We start from the raw sequence: 26,744 nt of genomic DNA, 5'->3' as shown, positions 1-26,744 counted from the left end.
CCTTTTTGCTTCAAGCTTCAGGAATGGCGACGATGCTGGCGCAAACCGCATCCAGCTCGGCCGCCAGCGGCAAAATCGCCGCTTCGACGAGGTCGACCGCTGCCTGATCACGCAACAGGCTGTTGAGCTGCGTCGCCAGCCGATAGACTTCGCTGATCCCAAGCGAACCGGAAGCGCCCTTCAATGCGTGCGCAATCCGTTCCGCCTTTGCCGCCTCACCCTGCGCCAGCAACTCACGAATCTGAGGTACGTCACGACCATGATTGGCGACGAACAAGTGCAGCAGATGCAGCAGTCGCTCACGTTTGCCGCGGGTAATCGCCAGACCGACACTCAGATCCACGCCGGGAATCACGAAATCCTCCGACGGTGCGCTTGCCACTACCGGATCAGGTGAAACAAGCGGCGCCTCGCCCGCCGCCGGCAGCCATTTGAGCAAGGCGGCATAGAGTGCAGCCGGATCAACCGGCTTGGCGACAAAGTCATTCATCCCGGCGGCCAGACATGCCTCGCGGTTTTCGGCAAAGACATTGGCCGTCATCGCCAGGATGGGCAAGGCACTCATCCCGGGCAGCGCACGAATCCGGCGGGTCGCTTCCAGGCCGTCCATGACCGGCATCTGCATGTCCATCAGGACCAGCTCGCAGGATCCCGCCTGCAGCTTTTCCAGGGCCTCGCCGCCATGTTCGGCAATATCGACCACGATGCCGGCATAGTTGAGCAATTCAAGTGCGACCTCACGATTGATCGCGTTGTCCTCACAGAGCAGGACCCGGCGCCCGGAAAAATCACGCAACAGCCGTTGTTCTGCTGCCTCCGCCCCCGCATCGAGCGGCGAATTGATCGGCAAATCGGCCTTGCTGCCGGCAATCACCAGCTGGAAGCAGGCGGTGAACCAGAAGGTGCTGCCTTCGCCGGGCACGCTGCTCACCCCGGCCTCACCGCCCATCAGTTCGGCCAGGTGACGGGTAATGACCAGCCCGAGCCCGGTTCCGCCATAGTGCCGGGTGGTCGAATTGTCGGCCTGCTCAAATGCATTGAACAGGCGGCCCAAGACCTCGGGCTCGACACCGATGCCGGTATCGCTGACTTCGAAACGCAGACTGACCACATTCCCGCTGATCCCGAGCAGGCTGCAGCACAAGCTGACGCTGCCTTGTTCGCTGAACTTCACGGCATTGCCGAGATAATTGAGCAACGCCTGCTTCAGTCGGGTCGGATCGCCGCGCAGATGTCCGCCCAGCTCGGGCGGCGCCGCGACATGCAGGACCAGCCCCTTGGCTTGCGCCTTGTGACGCATCAGCGCACCGGCACTCTCCAGCAGTTCGCCCAGATCAAACTCGATGGTTTCAAGTTCGAACTTGCCGGCCTCGATTTTCGAGATGTCGAGAATGTCGTTGATCACCCCGGTCAGGTGGTCGGCCGACTGCTTGATCTTGCCCAGCTTGTCGAGCTGCTCTTCATCCTGGCAGACACGCAGGAGCAGATGGGTCAGCCCGGCGATTGCATTCATCGGCGTACGGATTTCGTGGCTCATGTTGGCCAGGAAAGCACTCTTCGCACGACTCGCGACTTCCGCCGCATCCTTGGCGGCAAGCAGCTCGCCGGTGCGCTGCTCGACCAGTTCTTCAAGATGGTGGCGGTGCTGTACCAGTTCTTCGTTGATGCGTTTCTTCTCGGTAATGTCCTGCTTGATCGCCAGGTAATGCGTCACCTCACCACCGGGCTGGCGAATTGGCGAAATCACCGCATGTTCGTAATAGATTTCGCCGTTCCTGCGCCGGTTGATCAGTTCGCCGGTCCACACCTGCCCTGCCCGCAACGCACGCCACAAGGCCATATAAGTTGCCGCCGGCGTCTGCCCGGAGCCCAGCAGCCGCATGTTGCGTCCAAGCACCTCATCCAGCGAATAACCGCTGGTCTCGACAAAGGCCTGATTGACGTACTCGATATTGGCCTCGAGGTTGGTGATGACGACCGTCTCGGGGCTTTGCTCGACCGCCTGCGACAGCTTGCGCAACTGGCTTTCGATCAGTTTCTGATCCTCAAGCATGCTGAGCAGCGCCAGGCGCGTGCTTTCGGCCTCTGCCAGCAAGCGATGCGCCTCGTTGCGGGCCACACCGGCCGCCTCTTGCGCGGCCAGGCGGTCGCTGACATTGCGCGACAGCACCATGAAGCGCCGTGGCCGGGCATCGCCCGCCTTGAGCGAGGTCGACAATTCGAACCACTGCCGGCCAAGTCCGGGCAGATCGAGTGAAATCAGCTGACCGCGGCTATCACCGGTTTGCAAGGCTTCAGCCAGCGCTCCCATGATGACGGTGGCGGCTGCTTCCGGCATGACTTCCGCCACCGTCCGCCCGATCAACTCTTCGCGGCTGGTCGCCAGTTCATCCTCGTGTGCCTGGCTCCAGACATTGCAGTAGCGGCCGTTTTCATCGACCTCGAAAAGCAGGTCGGGGATTGCCCGCAAGGTGGCCGCCAACTCGTCACCCAGATCGCGCACCGCCTTTTCGGCGCGTTGCTGCTCGGTAATATCCGTCGAAACGCCCAGCAGGCCGATGATCTGGCCGTCCGCATCGCGCATCGGCACCTTGACTGCAACGTAGCTGCGGCTCTCGCTGTTGATTCGCGTGATCCGGTTTTCGACATGGCGCAGGCTTTCACCCTGTTCAATCACCCGCCGGTCGTTGGCGCGCAAGCGCTCCACCGATTCGGCATCAAAGAAGTCCTCATCCGGATGGCCGACAACCTCTTCATACGAACGCCCGAACAATTCGCAGGTCGCGCGGTTGGCAAACTGGTAGCGATAATCGCGGCCCTTGATGAAGATATAGCCGCCAACCCCGTCGACAATGGCACTCAGGCGCTCGCGCTCCTCGCTGAGTTGCCGGGTCCGGCGCCCGACCTGGCGACGCAGCAGCAGGTTCCAGACGAGGAGCAGCAGCGCCAGCGCCACAACGCCGGCAAAGCCGAAGATCAATTCGCTGCGATACGCCCCCACCGCCAGTTCCCGCCCCATCCACTTGTCGTGCAGGGCCTGCTGTTCACTCCCGGAAATGGCCGCAAAACCGCGGTTGACCGTTGCCAGCAGGGCGGCATCCCCTTTTTTGACCGCCCGGTGCAGTTGACCGGTATACAGGTTGAAAGCCTGGCGGAATGCCTTGTCCGCATCGACCTGGCGCAACAGGAAATTGGCCGGGGCCTCGTCGAGACAGAAAATGCGCACCTCGCCGGCGACGGCAGCATCCACCAGTGCCTTGTAACTCGGGTAGGCATCCAGACGCAGCACGCCCCGGGCTGCCAGATAATCAGCGCAGGAGTCGCCCTTCTTGACACCGACCGCAAAGCCCTTGAGCGTTTTCAGCCCGTCGATGCCCTGGATGCTGTGATGCACGTAAATCGGCACCGGCAGATCGGCATAGGGCGCGGTGAAATCCATCTTCGCCTCACGCTCGGGCGTGCGGAAAATGGTATCGATGACATTTGTCTGACCGGCGGCAAAGTGCTGCTGCGCGACGGCCCAGTCAACCGCATCGATATCGACGGCGACCCCGGTCTTTTCCTGCCAGAGCGCCCACAGATCGATCAGGTAGCCCTTCAGTTCGCCATCATCATCGCGAAAGACATAAGGCGGGTAGTTGTCGTCCATGCTGACGCGCAGGCGCTGCCCCCCGTCCGCCAGGGCACTGCTCAGGCCAGACAGCACAAAACAGGCAAGCAGGAGCAGTCGACCGGTAGCTTGTCGCAAAACCCTCATGCCGCGTCTCCACTTCCGGCCACACTGGCATAGCGTGGCGCCTCACCAAGACGGGCCAGCAAGGCATTGACCTCGCGTTTCAGTTCGATCACCCGGCCCTCGCGGCCCAAGGTGGCCTGCTGCCAGCGCCGCAATTCGTCAATCCGGCTGCGCAATTCGTCGTTGCGCAAGCGGCTTTCGATGGCGACGCCGGCAAGTGCGGTTGCCGCAGCAACGTAGAGGGAGACATTGCTGCCCACATCCAGGCGCGGCGTGCGCCAGTACACCGCGAAGGTTCCGAGCACCTTGCCGACAGTCGACTTGATCGGCGAAGACCAGCAGGCGGCAAGACCATGCCCGAGCGCGAGTTCCTTGTAATCGGCCCAGAGCGGGTCGCTGGCAATGTCGCCGACAAACACTTCCTCGCCGCGATAGGCCGCCGTGCCGCAGGAACCGACTTGCGGGCCAATCCGGGCGCCATCGATGGCCTGCGAATAAGCAAGCGGCAGATCGGGAGCCGCCCCGTGCCGCAGATGCTGCCCCTCCTCGTCGAGCAACAGCACGGAACAGACGATACCGGGTTCCACTGCCTGAATCTGGCGAACAATGAAATCGAGAACGTCGCTCAGCAAGGAGCCGCGCGAAATACGCTCGAGAATGGCATTGCTGAACTCCAGCATCGCTTGTTGCCGCTGGCGTTCGCTCACATCGGTGAGGATGAACAGGAACTCGTCGCTCAGCACGATGCCGGAAAACTCGATGTGCCGCCGGCTGCCATCCTTGCAGGTGACACTCCGCTCGAAAGACTGCAAGGTGCCATCGGCGGCCATCGCCGCCTTTTCCTGCCAGGCATTACGAAACTCGTTGCGCTGCTCTTCATCGGGGTAGGCCAGCAACCACCAGGCGGCAAGATTGGGCAGATCTTCCCGGGTATAACCAAAGAGACGTTCAAAATGGGGGTTGAGAAAGACGATCTCCTGGCGCGCATTCAAATGGGCAATCGCCAGCGGCACCTTTTCCATGAGATCACGAAAGCGGGCCTCGCTCTGACGCAGCAGCGCTTCCGATTCCTTCTGGGCCGAAATATCGATCGCCACCCCGGCCGAGCGCACCGGCCGGCCATCGGCGTCACGCTCCAGCACCTTGCCGCGGATCGAAACCCAGCGCGGCTTGCCTTCGCCATTGCGAATACTGCAATCGAGGGACAAAAGCTCCTGTTCACCGCGCCGCATCCGCTCCAGGCCGGCGACCAGAAGTTCGCGATCAGCCGGCTTGAGGCGCTGCAGCACGCTGTCGATCGCCTCCAGCGTGCTGCCGGAAACGCTCTCCATCATGCCGTTCAGGGCGGTGCTGCGCACCAGTTGCCCGCGGATGTCGTCAAACTCCCAGGTACCGACACCGGTCGCCTCAAGCACCATGCTCATGCGATCCTCGAGCTGCACGCGACTTTGCCCCATCAGGGCCATGCCCAGCTTTTCCAGCATGCGATGCTGGCTGAGCACACCGACAAACAGGCCGCTCCGGTCAACGACGCCAAGATGGCGAAAACCGGATTGCTCCATGCACCGGGATGCTTCGTCGACGGAAGCATCGATACTGATCGTGAGAAGCGGCGCACTCATCACCTCAGCCAGGCGGACCGAGTGCGGATCAAGATGCTGCGCCAGCAACGCCGGCACGTCGCGCTCGGTCAGGATGCCCTCGGCCACGCCATCGCGCCCGACGATGACGTAATCGAGCTTGCATGAAGCCATGGTTTCCAGCGCAAAGGCCAGGGGCAGGTCCGGATGAATCAGCTTGCCGCCCTGGTCGATCACGGTATTCAGGCTCTGGATCAAGGCCAGCAGGTCGGTACCCAGATGCCGGCGAAAATCGGTTTCGCTGGCCAGTCCGCACAAGGCGCCGGCCTCATCGACCAGTACCAGATGGCGTATGCCGCAATTGGCCATCATGATCTGTGCCGACGAAAAATCGAGATTGTGCGGCACGGTCAGCAGCGGCGCGCTCATCACAGCCCGCACCGGCCGCGCATCGGCAGAACCGGTATACATCAGACGCACCAGATCACGCTCGGTGACGATCCCAACCGGCCGGCCGTTCTCGACAACGACCAGCGACGACACATGCCTTGCGGCAAAACGCCTGACCGCTTCATCAAGCGGCGTATCGGGCGATACGGTAGACACCGCCTGCGTGGCAATATCGGAAAGCTTCAAATGGGAAACCGAGTTCATTGTCATTTTGTCCGCGGGCGCGACGGTAATGGTTTTCAGGTAATGCGCTTCGCTGAGTGTACTCCCAGTCGATGGCGACAGAGCATTCCGGAGGGCGTCAAATCGCCATTTCTGCCGCCTTGGCGTACACTGCTCACCTTGACTACCTGGCAGCTTGCCCGATGCAAAACGAACATTTCATTCCGGGCAAAGACGCCTCCCTCGAACAATCCATCGCCTCAATGCAAGCCAGCCTGGCGGCACGCGGTTTCGATCTCGAGGAATGTACCTGGCTCAACCCGGTCGACAACGTATGGTCGGTCCATGTCCGCAACCGCGCCTGCCACCTGATGTTCACCAACGGCAAGGGCACCAGCCAGCTGGCTGCGCGTGCCAGCGCGCTGGGCGAATTCTGTGAACGCCTGGCCTGCAACTATTTCTGGAACCACTACTATCTCGGCGAACAGTGGGCCACAGGCGAATTCGTGCATTACCCGCGCGAACGCTGGTTCCCGGCGGTCGACGCCGCCTGGCCGGCCGAATTGCTGACCCCCGAGTTGCAGGCCTTCTACAACCCGGACAACAGCATTCCGGCCGACATGCTGGTCGACCTGAACAGCGGCAACTTCGAGCGCGGCATCTGCGCCCTGCCCTACGTACGCCAGGCCGATGCGGCCGAGGTCTTCTTTCCGGTCAACCTGATCAGCAACCTCTACGTCAGCAACGGCATGGCGGCCGGCAACACGCCAGCCGAGGCACGCGCCCAGGCACTCGCCGAAATCCTCGAGCGCCACGTCAAGTTCAAGGTCATTGCGGAAGGTCTTTGCCTGCCGGACGTGCCGGCAGAAGTCATTGGCCGTTACCCGGCGATTGCCGCCAGCATTGCCGGCTTGTGTGCGGCCGGCTTCGGCATTCAGGTCAAGGACGCCTCGCTCGGCGGCAAGTACCCGGTGCTCTGCGTAACCCTGCTCAACCCGCACGACCAGGGCGTGTTCGCCAGCTTCGGTGCGCATCCGCGTTTTGAAATCGCTCTCGAACGGGCCTTGACCGAGTTGCTACAGGGCCGTGCCCTCGATGCTCTCGACGGCTTCCCGGCGCCCGGCTTCAATCTCGAGGAAATCGCCAGCGCACCGAACCTCGAAATCCACTTCGTCGACTCGAGCGGCCTGATCAGCTGGGAATTTCTCGGCGAGGAAGCCGATTTCGCCTTTGTCGACTGGAACTTCAGCGACAGCACGGCCGCCGACTACGCCTGGCTGTGCGACTGCATCCACGCCGCCGGCCACGACATCTACGTCGCCGACTTCGAGCATCTCGGCGTGTACGCCTGCCGCATCCTGGTCCCCGGCATGTCGGAGATCTACCCGATCGACGATCTGGAATGGGAAAACAACAGCCACGGCGCCATCCTTCGCCCGGCCATCCTCAACCTCGCCGAACTCGACGATGACGAGTGCATCGACCTGCTCGACACCCTGAACGCACTCAACATCGCCGACGAGCGCCCGGTCGCCGCGCTGATCGGCCTCGCCCCGGATGCCGGCTCGCTGTGGGCCGACCTGCGTGTCGGCGAACTGAAGACCATGCTCGCGCTGGCCATTGGCGATGGCGCTGCAATCCGCGAGGGTTGCGCCTGGGTGCGCCAGTTCGAACAGCTTGATGCCGGCCGTCGCCGCACCTACGACTGCATCGAAACCCTGCTCGACATGGAGAATCCGGACAATTTCGAAGCCGCCCTGGTCACTCTCTACGGTGATGCAACGCTGGATCTCGCCACCGACCTGATCGACGGCGACATCCGCTTTTTCGGCCTGGTCTCGCCCGGCCCCGACCTGGCCGGCTGCGAACTGCACCAGCAGCTGTTGCAGGAATACACCAAGGTTCACAACGGCATCTGAGAACCAGCAAAAATTGCCAAAGGAATAGCATCAAGGCATAACCTGCGCATCGCTTTTCCCCTTATTATTAACGCTCAAGCCTGACCAAGCTGATGCGCCAACACGGCGCATCCGGCTTTCGATCAACCAGGAGCGGAAATGATCAGGACCCTGTGGCGCCAACGTGCCCTGACATGCTGTCTCGTCCTTGCTGCAAGCGGCTATCTGGTCCCGCCGCATGCACCTGCTGCCGACGCACAGCCGATTCCGACCCGACCGGTGGCAATCACCGTGGTTGGTGACGACAACTATCCGCCCTTCCTGTTCCGTACCGATGCCGGCGAGCCGGCCGGCTACCTGCTCGACTACTGGCAACTCTGGGAAAGCAAAACCGGCGTCAAGGTCAATTTCATTGCGATGAACTGGGCCGATGCACAGAAAGTCATGCAAAAAGGCGGGGCGGATGTCATCGAAACCATTTTCGCAACACCGGGCCGCGCTCCCTATTACGACTTCTCGCCGCCCTACGCCGACTTGCCGGTCGCCATCTACAGCCATGCATCGATTTCCGGCATATCCGGCAGCGAAACCCTGAGGGGCTTCCAGGTCGGCCTCATGGAAGGCGATGCCTGCATCGAGGCGCTCAATGGCGAAGGCATCGTCAATCACAAGTACTACCGCAGCTATACCGAACTGATCCAGGCCGCCGCAGCCGGCGAGGTCAAGGTCTTCTGTCTCGACGAATACCCAGCCAATTTCTACATGTACCGGCTCAAGGTCGAAACGCAGTTCCGCAAAGCCTTCAATCTGCAACAAGGCCAGTTCCACCGGGCGGTCAAGAAGGGCGATGAGGCGACGCTGGCCCTGGTCGTTGCCGGCATGCGTGCGATCAGTCAAGAAGAGGACGCCGCCCTGCGCCGGAAATGGCTGGGCACAACACTCGATTTCAGCACTTACGGACGCTATGCCGGCGGCGCGCTGCTCGTCCTCCTCGCGCTCGGCACCCTGCTCTTCATCTGGAACCGTATGCTGGTCGGCCGCGTCGCCAGCAAGACCCAAACGCTGAAGCAGGCCCTGGACGATCTCGAAGCCGCGCGCGCGGCGAGTGAAAGTGCCAAGGACCACCTTGCCGCAACACTGGAAGCCATTCCCGACCTGCTTTTTGAACTGGACGGCGATGCCCGCTACATCGACATTCACGCCAGCAAGGAAAGCCTGCTCGCTGCGTCCCGGCAGGAACTGCTCGGACTGACGGTGGATGAGGCACTGCCGCCAGAAGCAGCCGAAAGTGTGCATCAGGCGCTGCAGGCGGCCCGCGAGCGCGGGACTGACTACGGCCGGGTGATCATGCTGCCGATCGACGGCCGGACACACTGGTTCGAACTTTCCGTCGCCCAGATGAAGACGGCCAGCGCAGGTGGCGAACGCTACCTGATGCTGTCGCGTGACGTGAGCTCCCGCCTGGAGGCCGAACAGGCCCTGGCCATGGCGCGCCAGGCGGCGATCAGTACGGAAAACGACCGCCAGTTGCGCGAGCTCTTCGAGGCAGCCCCTATCCCCATGGTTTTTCTCGATGGCGAGCAGATCGTGTTCTTCAACCGGCGTTTTACCGAAACATTCGGCTATGCCCCGGAGGAATTGCCGACCATAGACGAATGGTGGTGGCGCGCCTATCCGGATCCGGACTATCGGCAATGGGTCCGCACGACATGGGAAAAGGCTGTCGCCCAGGCTCGCCTGAGCGCCGGCGAAATCGAGGCCAGGGAATACCGGGTCAGTCGCAAGAATGGCGAGCAGGCCACCATGCTGATCGGTGGTCGCCTGCTCGACAACGGCCTGCTCGCCACCTTCACCGACCTGAGCGGCTACCGCAAGCTGGAGGACCAGTTGCGCCAGAGTGAGGAACGCCTGTCGCTGGCCATGGAAGCATCGACCGATGGCCTGTGGGACTGGAATATGGAAAGCGACGAGTGCTACTGCACCCCGGCCTATTTCCGCATGCTCGGCCACGACCCGGCCCTCTTCGACAATTCGCTGGCCAGTTGCTGGCTAAATCTGCTGCATCCGGAAGAACGCGAACGGGTGGCCGCCGAGGCGCAGCGCCGCCTGAACCAGATCGGCCATTACGAACTGGAGTTCCGGCTGCGCAGTGGCAACGGCAACTACTTGTGGATACTGAGTCGCGCCAAGGTCGTCGGCCGTGACGCGAGCGGCCGCCCGACCCGGGCGGTCGGCACGCATACCGACATCACCCAGCGCAAGACCCTGGAGATCGAACTGCGCAACGCAAACATCGAACAGCGGGCCATTTTCAACTCGGCCAGCGTCGGCATCGTGCTGATTCGCGACCGCATCATCCAGCGCTGCAACCGTCAGCTCGAAATCATCTTCGGCTACGGACCGGGTGAATTCGATGATTGCTCGACCCGCCTCTGGTACATCGACCAGGCAGGCTGGGAACTGGGCGGCAGTGTCGCCTATGCAGAAATGGCGCTCGGCAAGGTGCATTGCCGCGAGCAGGAAATGATCCGCAAGGACGGCTCGACCTTCTGGGCGCGCTTGCGCGGCCAGCTCCTCGACCCGAACCATCCGGAACGCGGCGCCATGGCGGTCATCGAGGACATCACCAGCGAACGGGAAACACTCGCCGTGCTGCGCCAGGCCAAGGAAACGGCCGAAATCGCAACGCGGACCAAGTCCGAATTTCTCGCCAACATGAGCCATGAAATCCGCACCCCGATGAACGCCATTCTTGGCATGGCGCGCATTCTCGGCCGGCAGATCAGCGATCCCGGGCACGTCGAGCGCCTGCGCAAGATCGCCACCTCGGGCAACCACCTGCTGGCAATCATCAACGACATCCTCGATTTCTCGAAGATCGAGGCGGGCAAGCTCGAACTCGAACAACGCCCGCTCGACCCGCGCGCCCTGAGCATCAACATCATCTCGATGCTGACCGAAGTTGCCGAGGAAAAAGGGATAGAACTTCGCGTCGATAACGATCAGGATCTGGGCACGCTGCTGGGCGACTCGACCCGGCTGACCCAGGCCTTTCTCAATCTGGCCAACAACGCGATCAAATTCACCGAGCAAGGCAGTGTCACCCTGCAGGTCAGGAAACAGCGGGAAGACGAAACTCAGGTGCTGGTCCGGTTTGCCGTCAGTGACACCGGCATCGGCATCACGCCCGAAGTCCAGTCCAGGCTGTTCAATGCATTCGAGCAGGCCGACGGTTCGACCACCCGCAATTTCGGTGGTACCGGTCTCGGCCTCGCCATCACCCGGCGCCTGGCCGAACTGATGGGCGGCGAAGCGGGTGTCGAGAGCAGCCTCGGTGAAGGCAGCACCTTCTGGTTCACGGCAAACCTGGACAAGACAAACAGCGACGCTGCGGCCCTCGAACCGAGCGCAGCCGATGGCAAACTCGAAAACAGCCTGCGCCGGGATTATCCCGGCCGGCGCCTGTTGCTGGTCGAGGACGACCTGATCAATCAGGAAGTCGCCCGCGAACTCCTGTGCGAAGCCGGCCTGGAAATCGATGTCGCCGAAGACGGCCAGATCGCCGTCGACATCTTCCGGCAGAGCAGTCATGCCCCTTACGCGCTGATCCTGATGGACATGCAGATGCCGCGCATGGACGGGCTGGAAGCCACCCGCCGGATTCGTGCCCTGCCTGGCGGCCAGGCCATTCCGATCATCGCGATGACCGCCAATGCCTTCAACGAGGACCGGGAGCGCTGCCTGCACGCCGGCATGAACGACTTCGTTTCCAAGCCGGTCGATCCGGACCGGCTCTACCAGACCATCCTGAAATGGTTGCGCCAGGCGGCCACCTCCTGAAACGACGGTTTTTGCCCAAAATCGCGAGTTGACCGCTGCGCTGGTGCCGAGACGTGAAAACACATCTCTTTATATCAAAACACGATAAACAGATGCTCACATGTTCTTAATTGAATATTAAGGCCTTGCTACAATGGCGCCCATTCGACAATCCCTGCGGATTACCCAGCAATGACCCAACGCTCCACCTCCTCCACGCTCAGCCATCTCGACTGGCTCGAAGCCGAAGCCATCCACATCATGCGTGAAGTGGCCGGCCAGTGTTCCAACCCGGTGCTGCTCTTCTCCGGCGGCAAGGATTCGCTGTGCCTCTTGCGCCTCGCCGAGAAGGCCTTCCGCCCCGGCAAGTTCCCCTTCCCGCTGCTGCACATCGACACCGGCCACAATTACAAGGAAGTCATCGCCTTCCGCGACCAGCGTGCCGCCGAACTCGGCGAGCGCCTGATCGTGCGCTCGGTCGAAGACTCCATGGCGCGCGGCACGGTCGTGCTCAAGCATGAAGGCGAATCGCGCAACAAGCACCAGTCGGTGACGCTGCTCGAAGCCATCGAGGAATTCGGCTTCGACGCCTGCATCGGCGGCGCCCGTCGCGACGAGGAAAAGGCCCGCGCCAAGGAACGCATCTTTTCCTTCCGCGACGAATTCGGCCAGTGGGACCCGAAAAACCAGCGCCCGGAACTGTGGAGCCTGTACAACGCCCGCAGCCACAAGGGCGAGAACATCCGCGCCTTCCCGATCTCGAACTGGACGGAAATGGACGTCTGGCAATACATCGAGCGCGAAGGCCTGGAACTGCCGAGCATCTACTTTGCCCACACCCGCCCGGTCGTCATGCGCCAGGGCGCCATCGTGCCGGTCAATGTACCGCTCGTCTCCGGCGAACTCGCCAACCCGGTGAAAGCCGGTGAAGAGGTCATCGACCTGCTGGTGCGCTTCCGCACCGTTGGCGACATCTCCTGCACCGCACCGGTCGAGTCGGACGCCGACACTGTCAGCAAGATCGTGCTCGAAACCGCCACCACCACCATCACCGAGCGCGGCGCAACGCGTCTGGACGACCAGACCAGCGACGCCTCCATGGAACAACGCAAGAAAGAAGGGTATTTCTAGGATCGAGTTATTAGGATCGAGGCCCCGGCAAAACCGCAGGCCACTCGATCCTCGATCCTGAATCCTCGATCCTTACGGAAAAAAGACATGACCACACAAGACAAAATCGAAGACCACGGCCTGCTCCGCTTCCTGACCTGCGGCAGCGTCGATGACGGCAAGAGCACCCTGATCGGTCGCCTGCTGTACGACACCAAGACCATTCTCGCCGACACGCTGTCGGCCATCGCCAAGACTTCGGAAAAGCGCGGCCTCGGCGCCGTCGACCTGTCGCTGCTCACCGACGGCCTGCAAGCCGAGCGCGAACAGGGCATCACCATCGACGTCGCCTACCGCTATTTCTCGACCGGCACGCGCAAGTACATCATCGCCGACGCGCCGGGCCACGAGCAGTACACCCGCAACATGGTGACCGCCGCCTCGACCGCCAACCTCGCCATCATCCTGATCGATGCGCGCAAGGGCATGCTGACGCAAACCCGTCGCCACTCGAAGCTCGCCTCGCTGGTCGGCATCCCGCACCTGATCGTCGCCATCAACAAGATGGATTTAGTGGACTACGCGCAGGAAACCTACGAGAAGATCAAGGCCGACTATCTCGAATTCGCCGCCAAGGTCGGCATCGAAGACATCCGCTTCATTCCGCTGTCCGCCTTGAACGGCGACATGATCGTGGACCGTGGCGACAACCTGAACTGGTACGAAGGCCCGACCCTGCTCGAAATGCTCGAAGCCGCCCCGGCCGCGCATACCGAGCACACCGAGAAATTCCGCTTCCCGGTCCAGTACGTCTGCCGCCCGCAGGATTCCGCCAACCCGGAACTGCACGACTACCGCGGTTTCATGGGCCGCGTCGAAGCCGGTTCGATCAAGGTCGGCGACGCCGTCACGGTTTTGCCCTCCGGCCGCGAGTCGACCGTCAAGGCCGTGCAACTCGGTGGCGTCGATATCGGGGAAGCCTTCACCGAACAATCGATCACCCTGCTGCTTGCCGATGAAATCGACACCTCGCGCGGCGACATGATCGTCAAGTCGAACGAAGTGCCGGCTGCCGTCAAACAGATCGAAGCCACCGTCTGCTGGATGGCCGAAGCGCCGATGGACCGTGCCCGCACCTACCTGATCCGCCACACGACGCGCGACAGCAAAGCCAAGCTCGCCGCCATTGACCATCGCCTGGACGTGAACACGCTGGAAAAGGTGCCGGCCGAGAAACTGGCGATGAACGACATCGCCCAGGTGACCTTCAAGCTGGCCCAGCCGCTGTTCGCCGACCCCTACCTGGAAAACCGCGGCACCGGCGCTTTCATCATCATTGATGAAAGCAACAACAACACGGTTGGCGCGGGGATGATCCTGTAACGGTCGACCGCATCAAAAGAGCAAAAATGCCTCCGACTCCGGAGGCATTTTTTTATCCATGTACCAGCCGGCCTTCGTTTCAGCTCAGCCAGCCCAACAAATCCTCCGGCAGCATCGGACGGGCGAAGTAGTAGCCCTGGATGTTGCTCACCCCTTCGTTTTTGAGAAACTGCATCTGCTCGACGGTTTCGACACCTTCGGCAACTATTTCGACCTTGAAGCTCGAACCCAGCGCGAGGATGGCGCGCACGATGGCGACGTCGGCGGCATTGTCCGGAATGCCGTCCACAAAGGACTTGTCGATCTTGAAACAGGTAATCGGAAAAAGCTTGATGTGGGAGAGCGAGGAATAGCCGGTACCGAAGTCGTCGACCGCGAGCAGCGTCCCGAGTGCACGCAGGCCGGCCGTAATGCGGCGGGCGGTTTCGCCGGATTCGAGCGCGCCTTCGGTGATTTCCAGTTCGAGCCGGGCCGGATCTATGCCCGACTTCCGGATCGCCGCGTCCACCTCGCCAATGAAGGAATCCTTGAGCTGGGCCGGCGCAACGTTGATGGCCACCTTGGGAATCGGCAGCGCCTGCTCGCTCCATAGCCGCATCTGGCGGCAGGCTTCGTTGAGCACCCAGAGTCCGAAATCGCCGATCAGCCCCATTTCCTCGATCATCGGCAGGAAAGCCGCCGGCGGAAGCACGCCGCGTTGCGGGTGCCGCCAGCGCGCCAGCGCTTCGACGCCCTTGACGCTGCCGTCGGCCGGATCAACCTGCGGCTGGTAGACCAGGAAAAACTGCTGCTCCAGCAAGGCGTGGCGCAGCTCGCTGGTCATCTGCAACTTGTCGTTGAGCCCCTTCACCATGTCCTGCGAGTAGAACTCGTAGCAATTGCGGCCGCGCTGCTTGGCGCCGTACATCGCCGTATCGGCAGCCTTGATCAGTTCCGCCGAGCGCCGGCCATCGTTCGGATAAATGGCAATCCCGATACTCGCCGTCGGAATCAGTTCATGCCCGCCCATCAGCAACGGTTCGGCCAGGCCGGCGAGCATGCGGCTCATCGTCTCGCCGATCATGTGCACGTCGTCGAAGCCTTCCATGAACAACACGAATTCGTCACCGCCCCAGCGGGCAAGAACATCCTGCTTGCGCGTCGCCGCCTGCAGGCGCTCGGCGATAATCTTCAGGTACTTGTCACCGACCGCATGGCCCAGGGTGTCGTTAATGATCTTGAAACGATCCAGATCGATGAAAATCACCGCGGCACCATATTTCTGGCGCTTGCAGCGCTGCAGGCTCTGATCCAGGACTTCGGTGAAGTTCATCCGGTTGGGCAGGCAGGTCAGCGGATCGTGATTGGCCAGATGGAAAAGCCGCTCTTCCGCCTGCTTCGCCTTCGAGATATCGGAAAACACCGAAACGTAGTTCTGCACGTTGCCGGCATTGTCGAGCACGGCCGAAATGCTGCCCCACTGCGGATAAATCTCGCCATTCTTGCGCCGATTCCAGATTTCTCCGGACCAGCGCCGCTTTTCCTGCAGGAAGCGCCACAACTCGGCATAAAAATGCGGCGTATGCACCCCCGACTTGAGCAGGCGCGGGCTCTGCCCGAGGGCTTCACTGCTGCTGTAGCCGGTGATTTCGGTAAAGGCCCGGTTGATCGAGGTAATGTGCCCCGCACTGTTGGTCACCATGACCGCCTCGGCCGCCTCGTCGAGAATCACCTCGGTCGGCAGGCTCTGTCCGGTCTCGGCCTTGGGGGCGATTTCACTGAACACGATGACGCAGCCGCTGACCTGCTGATGATCGGACAAAGGCGTGCACACATACTGCAGCAACATGTGCGGGCGCCCCTCGCCGGCCTCGACCAGCTGCGTTCCCTGACGGGTTTCGCCGTCCTTCAGCGTGGCGATGAAGGGGCAGCCAAAGCCTGCGTCAGTGCCGCAAACCTCAGGCACCTCCCAGCAAAAGACCTCGCAGCAGTAACGTCCGACCAGTTCCTCTTCGTCGTGACCGAGGAGTTTGACCGCCACCTCGTTGGCGTAAACCACATTGCCGCGATTGTCGATGCTGACCAGCCCCTCGCCCGCCGCCTCAAGAATCTGCGTGTGGCGACGATGCACATCCTCGATCGCCAGCTGATAGTTGTAGCGCTGTGTCACATCGCGCGCATTGAGCAGGATCTCGCTCTCGCCATGCGCACCGATGGTGTGCTTGAGGGTCGCTTCGACCCATAAATCGGAGCCATCCAGCCGCCGCCCCCGCATCACCCGGGTCGTCATTGCCCCCAGCGACTGCAAGGATTGCAGCAGGCTGGCGATCACCTCGGGCGCTTCATCCACGACATCGCTCAGGCACAGGTCGTTCAACTGCAGGCTCTCGCGCCCGAACAATTCACGGCAGGCCGGCGAGGCAAAGCGGAAATGGCCATCCAGTTGCAGGCGGGCAATCATGTCGGTCGAGTTTTCAGCAAGCAGGCGGTAACTCTCCTCGCTGCTTTTCAGGGCCTTCTGGGCGAGCACCTCGATCAGGGCGAGCGACAGCGAATTGGCCGCATCGATCTCGACCTGCGACCAGGGCATCGATTTGTCGTGGTAGGTCTGGATCCAGGTATCGAAGGAAGTCCGCGGCGAGATCCGCAAGCCGTCGCCATCGCGAATCACTGTCTTTTGCGGGTTGCCGGCCCAGCGCAAGGTACGCAGGATACCGGGGCGGAACCAGATGACGAAGTTGTTCAGCTTGTGATCCAGCGGCGCCACCATCATGCCGCTCAGCGCGTCATCATCGACCGTCAGGCCCGCCCCTTCCAGCAACTGGCGCAGATCATCGGTATGAAACACCGGCGCCACCGGCAGCTCCCGCAGCAGGCCGACCAGACGATCAAGCACCGCCGGCGGCGGCACATTGCCCAGCAGGTGACGAGTCCCCTCGATGGTGACGACGGCGCCCTCGGCGCGGACCAGGCCGAGCAGCTTTTCCTTGAGCAGCACGATGATCGAATCAAGCTCGTCCGAAGTCCGGATCAGGCTGGTCAGTTCGTAAAGCAGGTCGCGGATGCGCAGACTCATCGCATCGCGCTCCACGGCGTCCATGTTGATCAGTTTCAGGGAGACCACGCGACCGATGAACTCGTCGAGTTCGCGCGAACGCAGGCTGACATAGCGCGGCGTGAAATGATGGCAGGCGATCAGCCCCCACAGCCGGTCGTTTTGCACCAGCGAAATGCTCAGGCTGGCGCAGACTCCCATGTTGCGCAGATATTCGATATGCACCGGCGACATGCTGCGCAACCAGGAATGACTCAGATCGATCGCCTGTGCCGGCTGCTTGCCGTCGACCGAGAGCAGCGCCACCGGCTCGGCATTGACGTCGGCAATGACGCGCACCAGGTTTTTGGTGTACAAGGCGCGCGCCTGCGGCGGGATGTCGGAAGCAGGAAAATGGTTGCCGAGATAGGAGTCGGCTTCCTCGATCTTGCTTTCGGCAATCACTTCGCCATCCCAGTTGGCATCGAAGCGATACATCATGACCCGGTCGAAACCGGTCAGCGAACGGACCTGCTCGACCGCCATGCGGGCGTATTGATCGAGATCGTTTTCCGCATCCAGTTTCCACAGTGCATCGCGAATCGGGATGAAAAGCTTGTGAAAGACGTCGCCGGTCGATGCCTGCGCCTGCTCCACCTCGATCACGAAAAGATCGCCGGCGAGAAAGACTTGGGCATCATAAGTGCGCAATTTGCCATCGATTGGCAGGTCGACCGACCAGACCTTGGCCCCGCCCCAGTCACCGAGTTCGATCAGGGTGTGCAGCCAGTCCAGTTGCTCGGCGCTGATCAGCGTGGCCAGCGCCTGGCCAATCACCCCGCCGGCGGTCGCCGGAAAGATACTGTCCAGATTCGCGCTCGCCGCCCGGATGATGAATGACTGTCTATCCACCGCGAGCAGAACGCCCACCGGCTGTATGTTGCCGATCAGGTGAATCGGTTCGCTGGCGCAAACCTTCAGGGCTTCTTCAAGCGCTGCTTGCTGGCTGGCTTCGGGCAAGGTATTCATCGAGAACTGCTTCCATCGTGGCAAATGTCGTTTGGGCGGTCTGCAGCGCAGCAAGGCGAGCTGCTTCGTGCGTCAGGGCGGCATTGATAAAACTGTCGAACTGCTGCCATAAGGGCATGGTTTGATCACCATAGCCGTAGAAAAACCGCGCCCCCTGCTCCGGCGAGAGCGCCAAATGCGCTGCCAGATGCCGCGAGATGACCTGGCCGCCCAGCGAAGAACCTTCGATGGTGTAGAGCGCGCCCAGCAGTTGCCCCTCATCGGTCAACCTCATCGCCGGCAGTGAAATGCCGGCTTGCCGGAAAGCAAGCTCGGGATCGATCCCGAAATACGCCAGATCTTCCACCAGCCAGGGCAGCTTGCGGCGCGGCGCATAATCAAAGCGGCTCAAGCCGGCGGCCAGCGCCTGGTCGATGGCTGCCTCGAGGGCACGGTAAAAATGGAAGTAGGCGGTCAGTACGAGCTGGTATGTCGTCAGTGCATAGTCAGGCCGGGTGATACCCGCCAGCAGGGGATGCTGATTCAGCCGGACATGTTCGGCATGGGTGCCATCCCGCAACAGGCGGCGGACATCAGAAAGATCGGTCGGCTTGGCCAAATTCAAGCTTCCTTTGCCGGGTCGGGCGCGTCAGTCTTATTGGCGCGCTGCTCAAGGGCCGCCACCGCAGCGCCCAGGTCGGAAAACACACGAATCCCGCGCGACGGGCGTTTGATGAAGGAAACACCAGCCCCGCCGGCCCACAACGCCACTGTCGCCGGGAGACTCTGGCGCAAATGCGTCAGGAGCGGTCGCACCCGCCATTCGGGATAGGAAAAACTGAACGACAGGGCAACGATATCCGCCTGACAGGCCCGCGCGGCCGATGCCAGCTCGCCTGGCGGCACATGCGGGCCGATATCGGTGCACCAGGCCCCCGCATCCGCCAGCACGGCCTGGACCATGTACAGACCGAGAACATGCATCTCGTCGCTGGGCGTGGCAAACAGGACGCGCGGGTAACCGGCTTTCGGGATCGCCTTGCCGATTTCTGCAAGCAGCAGGCGACTGAGGATGCCAGTACATAAATGTTCGTGGTAAATCTCGATTTCACCCCGCGCCCAGGCATCTCCGAGCCCGGTGACCAGCGGCGAAACCGTGTCGATGACAAAATCGTGCAAGCTCTGCCGCTGCCGCTCGGCCAGCAGGAAAGCATCAAGGCCGGCCAGGTCGAATTGTTTCAGCAAATCCAGCGCCCGCCGGGTCGATGCCGATTCCGGCTGCGCATTGTCGGCGCAGACCGCCACCAGAGCCAGTTGCTGCAACTCTTCCAGCGACTTGCCAACTACCTGCCGGGCGCGATAACCGGTGTTCTGCAGACGCTTGATCAGCCGCAGCTGGGCAACCTGCTCGCGCGGATAGCCGGACACCCCGTCGCTACCGGACAAGGGCGTCGGAAAACCGTAACGGGAACGCCATTTGCGCAAGAGATCCTTGCCCAGACCGGTTTCACGTTCAAGCTCCGCAGCATCGACAACACTGGCTGAATTCATGGGCCCGGATAATACGCCTTTCGTCAGTGTCCGTGACACATTGTCACGGACAAACTCATTATTTTCTTGCACTGACCATCCATGCCGGGCGAGTGTAGAATTTCCCGAAACAACGCAAAAAACGCGGCCTCCCCGTCATCCCGACTGGAGACAAATGTTTCATGGCGCCGTATTCAGGGAGCTTTCTCACATGCAGGTCAGGTTCGAAGCGACAGGAACGCTCGCCGCGCTGACGCAGATTCTCGACGCATTCGACGCCCGACCCGAAACCGGCGGGCTGTTGCTGCTGACCTGCGACGACAACGGCTTTTCGCCGGAAACCCTCGACCCGATCCTGCGCAAACTCGGCAAGCCCGTTTTTGGCGGCATCTTTCCGCGCCTCATCTTCGGTCGCGAGCACTTTGCCCGCGGCAGCATCGTCGTTGCCCTGCCGGTACGGCCCGACATCCGCTGCATCGGGCAACTGAGTGATCCGGCACTCGACATCGACCAGGCGGCCGCTGCCTGCGCCGACCTGCGCGCCGCACAGGGCAGCCTGCTCATCTTCGTGGACGGCTTTGCCGGCCGCATCGGCGACCTGATCGGCGCCCTGTTCGAACACCTCGGGCTGGGCATGAACCAGATCGGCGGTGGCGCCGGCTCGCTGTCGCTGATGCAGAAACCTTGCGTAATCAGCAATGCCGGCCTGCAACAGGATGTCGCCCTGCTGGTTCACCTGGAAATCGATAGTCGCATCGGCAGAAGCCACGGCTGGACAATCATCTCGGATTCGATCAAGGTCACCGCGGCGCACCAGAACACTATCCACAGCCTCAATTACCGGCCGGCCCTGGAGGTCTACCGCGAAATCGTCAGCGCCCATGGCGGCCAGGAACCCGGCCCGGACAACTTCTTTGCGGTCGCCAAGGCCTACCCCTTCGGCATTCACAAACTCGGCAGCGAAGTCGTGGTGCGCGACCCGATCAGCGTCGGCAGCGATGGCAGCCTGACCTGTGTCGGCGAAGTCGCCACCGGCGCATTTGTCCATGTTCTGCACGGCGAACCGCAGGCCCTGATCGCCGCCGCCGGCGAAGCGGCCCGACGTGCCTGCAGCGGTGCCGGACCGGGCGAACTGCGCCTGTTCATCGACTGCATTTCGCGCGTTCTCTTTCTCGGCGAGCGCTTCACCGAGGAACTGGCCAGCGTCCAGGGCGAGGAGCCGCTGATCGGCATGCTGGCGATCGGCGAAATCTGCAACAACGGGCGCGACTACCCCGAGTTCCTCAACAAGACCGCCGTACTCGGCCTGCTGGCCAGATCATGAACATCTGCCTCGAAACCGAAATCCTCTACCAGATCTCCCTGGTCATCGGATCGAGCAGCGAACTCAGTCCGATGCTGCAGCGCACCGCGCGCACCCTGCTGCGCCTGCTCAACGGCACCAGTTGCGCCATCCTGCGCGCCACACCGGCCGCCCACGACGGCCAGCCAGCCGAAGCGGCCTGCCTGCTGCCGCGCCATCCGCTGGCCAATCCGAGTTTCCACGCTTTCCTGCTTTACGGCTCCGGCCTGGCCGAGCAGCCGACTGCACCGCAAGTGCGTGAAATCGGCGACACCCACTTCCACTTCTATCACCTGCCCGGCTTCGGCACGCTGGTTTTCGGTCGCCAGGGCGAAGCGCTCAGCCAGACGCTGCAACTGGCCTTTCTGCCGCTGGCCGAAAAGCTGGCCCAGGCCGCCGTCGCCTGCCTGATCAAGGACAGCATGCAACTGGCTGCCAGCGTCTTCGAGAACAGCCAGGAAGGCATCATGATCAGCGACGCCGACAACCGTATCGTCGATGTCAATCGTGCCTTCTCGCGGATCACCGGTTTCACGCGCGACGAAGTGCTCGGCCGCGATCCCCGCCTGCTCAGTTCCGGCATGCAGGAAGCCGCCTTCTACCAGGCCCTCTGGCGGGATCTCCTGAACCATGACAGCTGGCGGGGAGAAATCTGGAACCGCCGCAAGACCGGCGAAATTTACGCGGAAATGCTGTCGATTGCGGTGATTCGCGACCCGCAGGGCGCCGTCAAGAACCATCTGGCGGTGTTTACCGACATCAATCACCTGAAGGAGCACGAGGCCGAGCTCTACCGCATCTCGCACTTCGACCCGCTGACCGGCTTGCCCAACCGCCGCCTGCTCGATGACCGCCTGCGCCAGGCCATGGCTCATGCGCACCGCACCGAAGGCTCGCTCGGCATCTGCCTGCTCGACCTCGACGGCTTCAAGGCGGTCAACGATGCGCACGGGCACAAAACCGGCGACATCCTGCTCAGCACCATCGCCACCCGCCTGCAAGCCTGCGTCCGCGAGGACGACACCATCGCCCGCCTGGGCGGTGACGAATTCGTGATCGTCCTGCAGGGCATCGCGGGGCCCGGCGAATGCGACGAAATCATGCGCCGCATCCTGAATGCCGCGGCCACGCCGATCCGCCACGGCGACATCACTTGCCAGGTCTCGGCCAGCATCGGCATCACCTTCTTCCCGAGTGACGACGCCGATGCCGACACCCTGATCCGCCATGCCGACCAGGCGATGTACCTCGCCAAACAGAGCGGCAAGAACCGCTACCACCTGTTCGACACACAGCAGGACCGGCAAGTGCAGGCGCACCGCGAATCGCGCCTGCGTCTGGCCTGGGCGCTGCAAAACAACGAACTGTGCCTTTTTTACCAACCCAAGGTCGACCTGCGCAGCGGCGAAATCGTCGGCGTCGAAGCATTGATCCGCTGGCAGCATCCGGAACTCGGCCTGCTCGCCCCGGCCACCTTTCTGCCCGCGCTGGCCGGCACCGAACTCGAAATCGGCGTTGGCCAATGGGTCATCCACCACGCCCTGCGCCAGCTCGCCCGCTGGCAGGCCGCCGGGCGACGGTTCGGAATCAGCATCAACATCAGCGCGCACCACCTGCAACAGCCCGATTTCACCCGGCAACTGCAGGATGCCATCGCCCGCTTTGACGGCATCGACCCGCGCGGCCTCGAACTCGAAATCCTCGAAACGGCGGCCATCACCCGCCTTGAAGATGTCTCGAAAACCCTGCTCGAATGCCGTGCGCTCGGCATCAGCATCGCCCTTGACGACTTCGGCACCGGCTATTCGTCGCTGACCTATTTCCAGCGCCTGCCGATCCAGACGCTCAAGATCGACCAGGGCTTCGTCCGCAACATGCTGACCGCGCCCGGCGACCGCAGCATTGTCGAAAGCGTCATCCGCCTGGCGCAGGCCTTCGAGCGTGCCGTCATTGCCGAGGGCGTCGAAAGCATGCAGCACGCCGCCAGTCTCTACCAGCTCGACTGCCACATCGTGCAAGGCTACGGCATCGCCCGCCCGATGCCCCCCGAAAGCCTGCCAGCCTGGATGGAAAGCTGGCAGATAGGCGCCACCTGGCGCGAACTGGCACGCCCATGAACATTTCCGGCCTGCGCTTCAATTCACCTTCTTATGCAGCGTCGACCGCCGGGCCGGCGGCAAACGGCGGCAGCGCCACGCCCAAAGCCGCTGCAGGCCAGGCCGGCAGCGCAAGCGACACCAGTGGCAACAAGGCCGACGCCGCGTTGATCGCCAAACTCAAGGCCCGCGACCAGCAGGTCCGCCGCCATGAGCAGGCGCATCTGGCCGCGGCCGGCGGGCTCGCCGTATCGGCGGCCAGCTTCACTTATCAGAAGGGTCCGGACGGCGTCAGCTATGCAGTCGGTGGCGAAGTCAGCATCGATACCTCGCCCGGCCGGACGCCGGAAGAAACCATCAGCCGCGCCCGGACCATCCGCGCTGCGGCACTGGCCCCGGCCGATCCTTCCGGACAGGACCTGGCAGTCGCCGCCCAGGCCAGCCAGATGGCACAGGAAGCTCAACTTGAACTGGCCCGCGAGCAACCGGACGAAGGTAAAGACGAATCCGGCGCGGCACGCCAGCGCCAGATCGAGCGCTACTACGGCAGCAGCGAAACGGCGCAGCAAAAGAGCTTCACGGCCTGGGCCTGAGCGGTCGACGCCGCAAAAAACCCGTTTTCTAGCGCCGGATGACGATCTTCTGGTAGAGCTCGCCGAACGAAGTGCTTTTCTTGATCGACGCCGGCGCCACACCAGCCGGCAGCCAGCTGGCGATCTCGTGCCGCCACAGGTCGAGCGCAAAGGGCTCCAGGGTTTTCAGCACCAGATGCATGACGTAGCGCAGCGGATTGCTGGCGCGCGGCTTGTGGTAATCGACAATGACGATCTGCCCGCCCGGTTTGGTGACGCGCATGGCTTCGGCCAGCGTCGCGGCACGCACGGCGGCCGGCTGCTCGTGGAGCAGGAAGAAGAGCAGTGTCGAATCGAAACTCGCGTCGGCAAAACGCAGGGCGCTCGCGTCCTGCTGCCCGAGGTGGATGCGCGGATCGGGCGCCAGCTTGTTGCGCAGGTTGGCAATCTGGACCGGCGCCACGTCGATGATGTCGAGCCGGGCCTCGGGTGCGAGGCGGGCCGCGATGCGCTGGCTGAAATCGCCATAGACGCAGGCGATCTGCAGGCAGCGACCCTTGATGCTCGGCCCCAGTTCGGCCAGGGCCGCATCGCGCAGGCGACGAAAATTGCCCCACAGGATCAGGTTGACCAGCCATTCGCGCTCGAAGAAGCGCACGGCGCCTGGATGCAGGTAGGCCCACCAGTAATGCTGGCCGAGATATTCCGGAATATCGGCAGCGGGTTGGGCCTCGGGAAAAGCGCTGTCACAGTCGTACGGCGCGGCTATATCTGTGGCGTTTGGCTTCATAGTTGCATTCTCTCCCGGTTTAAGGCCTGAAAGCACTCGTTATTTTGGGGTGCCAGCCCTTACACTCTCACCCTCACCGAAAAGCACTGCTTTCCATCCGCGCCTCCCTGCGCGCGGATGTTTGGTGCCCGCACCCGCCCGGCACCCATTTCACCGAATTTCAAAGGTCAAAGATGCAAGCCATTCATGATGTAGACGTCCTCCTCCTGCTCGCCGCAATGCTCGGCGCCAAGCGCAAACCTGCCGAACTGCTCGACATCGTCGCCGCCATCGACCTGTTGCAGGGCAATGTCCCGGCCGCGCCCAAGCTCGCCGAAGCCTTCACCCGCCTCGCCGCCAACGGCCTGCTGGTGCAGGCTGGCGAAGGCTATGCGCTGACGCCGGACGCCCAGGAAATCGTCAACAAGCTGCCGAAAAAGGCCGATACCGCCGAACGCCTGTTCATCATCCGCGACAAGCTCTCGATGTACGCCAGCAAGGGCGAACACCCGGTCGTCACGGTTGAGGAAGCCGCCGTCAACGCCGCCATCACCGCACACCGCGCCGCCGCGGCCAGCCCGGTCAAGAACCTGCTGGTGCCGAAGCCGAAACCGGAAGACAAGTCGGCACAACGCCCCGGCCAGCGCCAGCGCAAGCCGATGCCGGCGCGTCGCCGCAAGGACTGAGATGAGCGAAATCACCGAAACCGCCAGCCCGTCCTTCGCCGAGCTGCCTTTGCCGGCCGCCATGCAGGCGACCCTGCAGCAGCTCGAATACCACAGCATGACGCCGATCCAGGCGGCCAGCCTGCCGCTCGCGCTGGCCGGCAACGACCTGATCGCGCAAGCCAAGACCGGCAGCGGCAAGACCGCCGCCTTCGGCCTCGCCCTGCTCAACAACCTGAACCCGAAGCGCTTTGCCATCCAGGCACTGGTGCTCTGCCCGACGCGCGAGCTGGCCGACCAGGTAACGCAGGAAATCCGCCGTCTGGCGCGCTTTGAAGAAAACATCAAGGTCCTGCCGCTGTGCGGCGGCTCGGCCATGCGCAACCAGATCACCAGCCTGGAAAACGGCGTCCATATCGTGGTCGGCACGCCCGGCCGCATCATGGACCACATGCAACGCGGCAGCATCCGTCTTGAAGAACTCAACACCCTGGTTCTCGACGAAGCCGACCGCATGCTCGACATGGGCTTCCACGACGACATCGCCTACGTCGTCAAGCGCCTGCCGGCCGAGCGCCAGACCCTGCTCTTCTCGGCGACCTATCCGGAAGGCATTGCCCAGCTCGCCAAACAGTTCCTGCGCCAGCCCAAGGAAGTGAAGCTCCTTGAACAGCACGCCGAAACCAAGATCCGCCAGCGCTTCTACGAGGTCAAGAACGAAGAGCGCCTGCAGGCCGTCGCGATGCTGCTCAAGCATTACCGCCCGGTCAGCACGCTTGCCTTCTGCAACACCAAGCAGCAATGCCGCGACCTGCTCAACGTGCTGCGCCACGAAGGCATCCAGGCGCTAACCCTGAACGGCGACCTCGAACAGCGCGAGCGCGACCAGGTGCTGATCCAGTTCGCCAACCGCAGCGTCTCCGTGCTCGTCGCCACCGACGTCGCGGCGCGCGGCCTCGACATCGCCAATCTGGAAGCGGTGATCAACGTCGACGTGACGCCCGATCCGGAAATCCACATCCACCGCATCGGCCGTACCGGCCGTGCCGAGCAGGACGGCTGGGCGCTCAGCCTGTGCAGCAACAGCGACCGCCGGCGCATCACCGCGATTGCCCAGGCGATGAACTGCCCGCTCGAAGTCGATAGCCTGAGCGACCTCAAGAACGACGATACCTCGCCGCTGGTGCCGCCGATGTCCACGCTCCAGATCCTCGGCGGGCGCAAGGAAAAGATCCGCCCCGGCGACATTCTCGGCGCGCTGACCGGCGAAGCCGGCTTCACCCGCGAACAGATCGGCAAGATCACCGTCACCGACCAGAGCAGCTACGTCGCCGTCAATCGCGACATCGCCCGCGACGCCGTGCGCAAACTCTCGGCCGGCAAGGTCAAGGGCAAGACGGTCAAGGTACGTACGCTGTAGAAATCGTGCTTTTTTAGCGGTCGACCGCTGGAAAAGCACAAAAACCAAGATGGCGCGGAGCGTAATCCGCGCCATTTTTTTGTCCGCAACCATACGATTGCGCAGAGCGAGCCTGCCCACCCCTCACACATAAACGATTAAATTGATAATTTAGTATCAATTTAATCGTTTATTTGCGCTATGATTTCGCC

At 62.4% G+C, this 26,744-nt stretch carries 15 protein-coding genes; 9 read left to right on the top strand and 6 right to left on the bottom strand.

Features of this window, described 5'->3' with window-relative positions; genetic code table 11:
* Window positions 1-10: 10 nt before the first annotated feature.
* Window positions 11-3,757 carry a PAS domain-containing protein gene (locus KI612_RS07375; RefSeq protein ID WP_226443169.1) on the bottom strand — a complete coding sequence of 1,249 codons (3,747 nt, stop codon included), beginning with the start codon at window positions 3,755-3,757 and terminating at the stop codon, window positions 11-13.
* Window positions 3,754-5,970 carry a CBS domain-containing protein gene (locus KI612_RS07370; RefSeq protein WP_226443168.1) on the bottom strand — a complete coding sequence of 739 codons (2,217 nt, stop codon included), beginning with the start codon at window positions 5,968-5,970 and terminating at the stop codon, window positions 3,754-3,756. Before KI612_RS07370 ends, KI612_RS07375 begins: the two co-directional genes overlap by 4 nt.
* A 161-nt stretch (window positions 5,971-6,131) precedes the next feature.
* Here KI612_RS07370 and ycaO point away from each other — a divergent pair, with 161 nt between their 5' ends.
* The 4 genes from ycaO to cysN all read left to right on the top strand — a co-directional run bounded on the left by ycaO (window position 6,132) and on the right by cysN (window position 14,138).
* Window positions 6,132-7,847: a 30S ribosomal protein S12 methylthiotransferase accessory factor YcaO gene (gene ycaO, locus KI612_RS07365; protein ID WP_226443167.1), complete on the top strand. Its 1,716-nt coding sequence runs from the start codon at window positions 6,132-6,134 to the stop codon at window positions 7,845-7,847.
* A gap of 138 nt (window positions 7,848-7,985) precedes the next feature.
* The gene (locus KI612_RS07360; protein ID WP_226443166.1) at window positions 7,986-11,666 is read left to right on the top strand and encodes a PAS domain S-box protein; all 3,681 of its coding nucleotides are present in this window, start codon (window positions 7,986-7,988) and stop codon (window positions 11,664-11,666) included.
* A gap of 171 nt (window positions 11,667-11,837) precedes the next feature.
* Window positions 11,838-12,776 (top strand): sulfate adenylyltransferase subunit CysD, encoded by a 939-nt coding sequence (gene cysD, locus KI612_RS07355; RefSeq protein WP_226443165.1) that lies wholly within the window; start codon window positions 11,838-11,840, stop codon window positions 12,774-12,776.
* An 87-nt stretch (window positions 12,777-12,863) separates the two neighbouring features.
* Window positions 12,864-14,138 carry a sulfate adenylyltransferase subunit CysN gene (cysN, locus tag KI612_RS07350; protein ID WP_226443164.1) on the top strand — a complete coding sequence of 425 codons (1,275 nt, stop codon included), beginning with the start codon at window positions 12,864-12,866 and terminating at the stop codon, window positions 14,136-14,138.
* Between the two features lie 79 nt (window positions 14,139-14,217).
* On the opposite strand, the gene KI612_RS07345 is transcribed toward cysN, so the two are convergent.
* From KI612_RS07345 to KI612_RS07335, 3 genes are read right to left on the bottom strand one after another with little or no spacing between them, the layout of a single operon-like run.
* Window positions 14,218-18,180, bottom strand: a complete 3,963-nt coding sequence (locus tag KI612_RS07345) for an EAL domain-containing protein (RefSeq protein WP_226443163.1) — start codon at window positions 18,178-18,180, stop codon at window positions 14,218-14,220.
* Window positions 18,140-18,778, bottom strand: a complete 639-nt coding sequence (locus KI612_RS07340) for a biliverdin-producing heme oxygenase (protein WP_226443162.1) — start codon at window positions 18,776-18,778, stop codon at window positions 18,140-18,142. The genes KI612_RS07345 and KI612_RS07340 overlap by 41 nt, the downstream gene beginning before the upstream one ends.
* 2 nt (window positions 18,779-18,780) lie before the next feature.
* Window positions 18,781-19,710, bottom strand: a complete 930-nt coding sequence (locus tag KI612_RS07335; RefSeq protein ID WP_226443161.1) for a MerR family transcriptional regulator — start codon at window positions 19,708-19,710, stop codon at window positions 18,781-18,783.
* Between the two features lie 190 nt (window positions 19,711-19,900).
* Here KI612_RS07335 and KI612_RS07330 point away from each other — a divergent pair, with 190 nt between their 5' ends.
* The 3 genes from KI612_RS07330 to KI612_RS07320 are packed head-to-tail and all read left to right on the top strand — an operon-like array spanning window position 19,901 to window position 23,720.
* The gene (locus KI612_RS07330; RefSeq protein ID WP_226443160.1) at window positions 19,901-21,013 is read left to right on the top strand and encodes an FIST signal transduction protein; all 1,113 of its coding nucleotides are present in this window, start codon (window positions 19,901-19,903) and stop codon (window positions 21,011-21,013) included.
* Window positions 21,010-23,148: a putative bifunctional diguanylate cyclase/phosphodiesterase gene (locus KI612_RS07325; RefSeq protein WP_226443159.1), complete on the top strand. Its 2,139-nt coding sequence runs from the start codon at window positions 21,010-21,012 to the stop codon at window positions 23,146-23,148. Before KI612_RS07330 ends, KI612_RS07325 begins: the two co-directional genes overlap by 4 nt.
* Window positions 23,145-23,720: a putative metalloprotease CJM1_0395 family protein gene (locus KI612_RS07320; protein WP_226443158.1), complete on the top strand. Its 576-nt coding sequence runs from the start codon at window positions 23,145-23,147 to the stop codon at window positions 23,718-23,720. Before KI612_RS07325 ends, KI612_RS07320 begins: the two co-directional genes overlap by 4 nt.
* Window positions 23,721-23,748: 28 nt before the next feature.
* Here KI612_RS07320 and rquA read toward each other — a convergent pair whose 3' ends face one another.
* On the bottom strand, window positions 23,749-24,489 hold the full coding sequence (gene rquA / locus KI612_RS07315; RefSeq protein ID WP_226443157.1) for a rhodoquinone biosynthesis methyltransferase RquA: 741 nt from the start codon (window positions 24,487-24,489) through the stop codon (window positions 23,749-23,751).
* Between the two features lie 173 nt (window positions 24,490-24,662).
* Between rquA and KI612_RS07310 the strand changes: the two genes are divergently transcribed.
* The gene (locus KI612_RS07310) at window positions 24,663-25,154 is read left to right on the top strand and encodes a hypothetical protein (protein WP_226443156.1); all 492 of its coding nucleotides are present in this window, start codon (window positions 24,663-24,665) and stop codon (window positions 25,152-25,154) included.
* Window position 25,155: 1 nt separating this feature from the next.
* Window positions 25,156-26,553 carry an ATP-dependent RNA helicase DbpA gene (gene dbpA / locus KI612_RS07305; RefSeq protein WP_226443155.1) on the top strand — a complete coding sequence of 466 codons (1,398 nt, stop codon included), beginning with the start codon at window positions 25,156-25,158 and terminating at the stop codon, window positions 26,551-26,553.
* Window positions 26,554-26,744: the final 191 nt, after the last annotated feature.

Origin of the sequence: Quatrionicoccus australiensis, assembly GCF_020510525.1 — a bacterium.
Classification (GTDB): Bacteria; Pseudomonadota; Gammaproteobacteria; order Burkholderiales; family Rhodocyclaceae; genus Azonexus; species Azonexus australiensis_B.
Note: the sequence above shows the minus strand (reverse complement) of the source record. Positions and strands in the feature narration are given on the sequence as shown.

Bases quoted from the DNA above. Each gene is read 5' to 3' on its own strand.
- KI612_RS07375 (WP_226443169.1), bottom strand. From the start codon at position 3,757: ATGAGGGTTTTGCGACAAGCTACCGGTCGACTGCTCCTGCTTGCCTGT.
- KI612_RS07370 (WP_226443168.1), bottom strand. From the start codon at position 5,970: ATGAACTCGGTTTCCCATTTGAAGCTTTCCGATATTGCCACGCAGGCG.
- ycaO (WP_226443167.1), top strand. From the start codon at position 6,132: ATGCAAAACGAACATTTCATTCCGGGCAAAGACGCCTCCCTCGAACAA.
- KI612_RS07360 (WP_226443166.1), top strand. From the start codon at position 7,986: ATGATCAGGACCCTGTGGCGCCAACGTGCCCTGACATGCTGTCTCGTC.
- cysD (WP_226443165.1), top strand. From the start codon at position 11,838: ATGACCCAACGCTCCACCTCCTCCACGCTCAGCCATCTCGACTGGCTC.
- cysN (WP_226443164.1), top strand. From the start codon at position 12,864: ATGACCACACAAGACAAAATCGAAGACCACGGCCTGCTCCGCTTCCTG.
- KI612_RS07345 (WP_226443163.1), bottom strand. From the start codon at position 18,180: ATGAATACCTTGCCCGAAGCCAGCCAGCAAGCAGCGCTTGAAGAAGCC.
- KI612_RS07335 (WP_226443161.1), bottom strand. From the start codon at position 19,710: ATGAATTCAGCCAGTGTTGTCGATGCTGCGGAGCTTGAACGTGAAACC.
- KI612_RS07330 (WP_226443160.1), top strand. From the start codon at position 19,901: ATGCAGGTCAGGTTCGAAGCGACAGGAACGCTCGCCGCGCTGACGCAG.
- KI612_RS07325 (WP_226443159.1), top strand. From the start codon at position 21,010: ATGAACATCTGCCTCGAAACCGAAATCCTCTACCAGATCTCCCTGGTC.
- KI612_RS07320 (WP_226443158.1), top strand. From the start codon at position 23,145: ATGAACATTTCCGGCCTGCGCTTCAATTCACCTTCTTATGCAGCGTCG.
- rquA (WP_226443157.1), bottom strand. From the start codon at position 24,489: ATGAAGCCAAACGCCACAGATATAGCCGCGCCGTACGACTGTGACAGC.
- KI612_RS07310 (WP_226443156.1), top strand. From the start codon at position 24,663: ATGCAAGCCATTCATGATGTAGACGTCCTCCTCCTGCTCGCCGCAATG.
- dbpA (WP_226443155.1), top strand. From the start codon at position 25,156: ATGAGCGAAATCACCGAAACCGCCAGCCCGTCCTTCGCCGAGCTGCCT.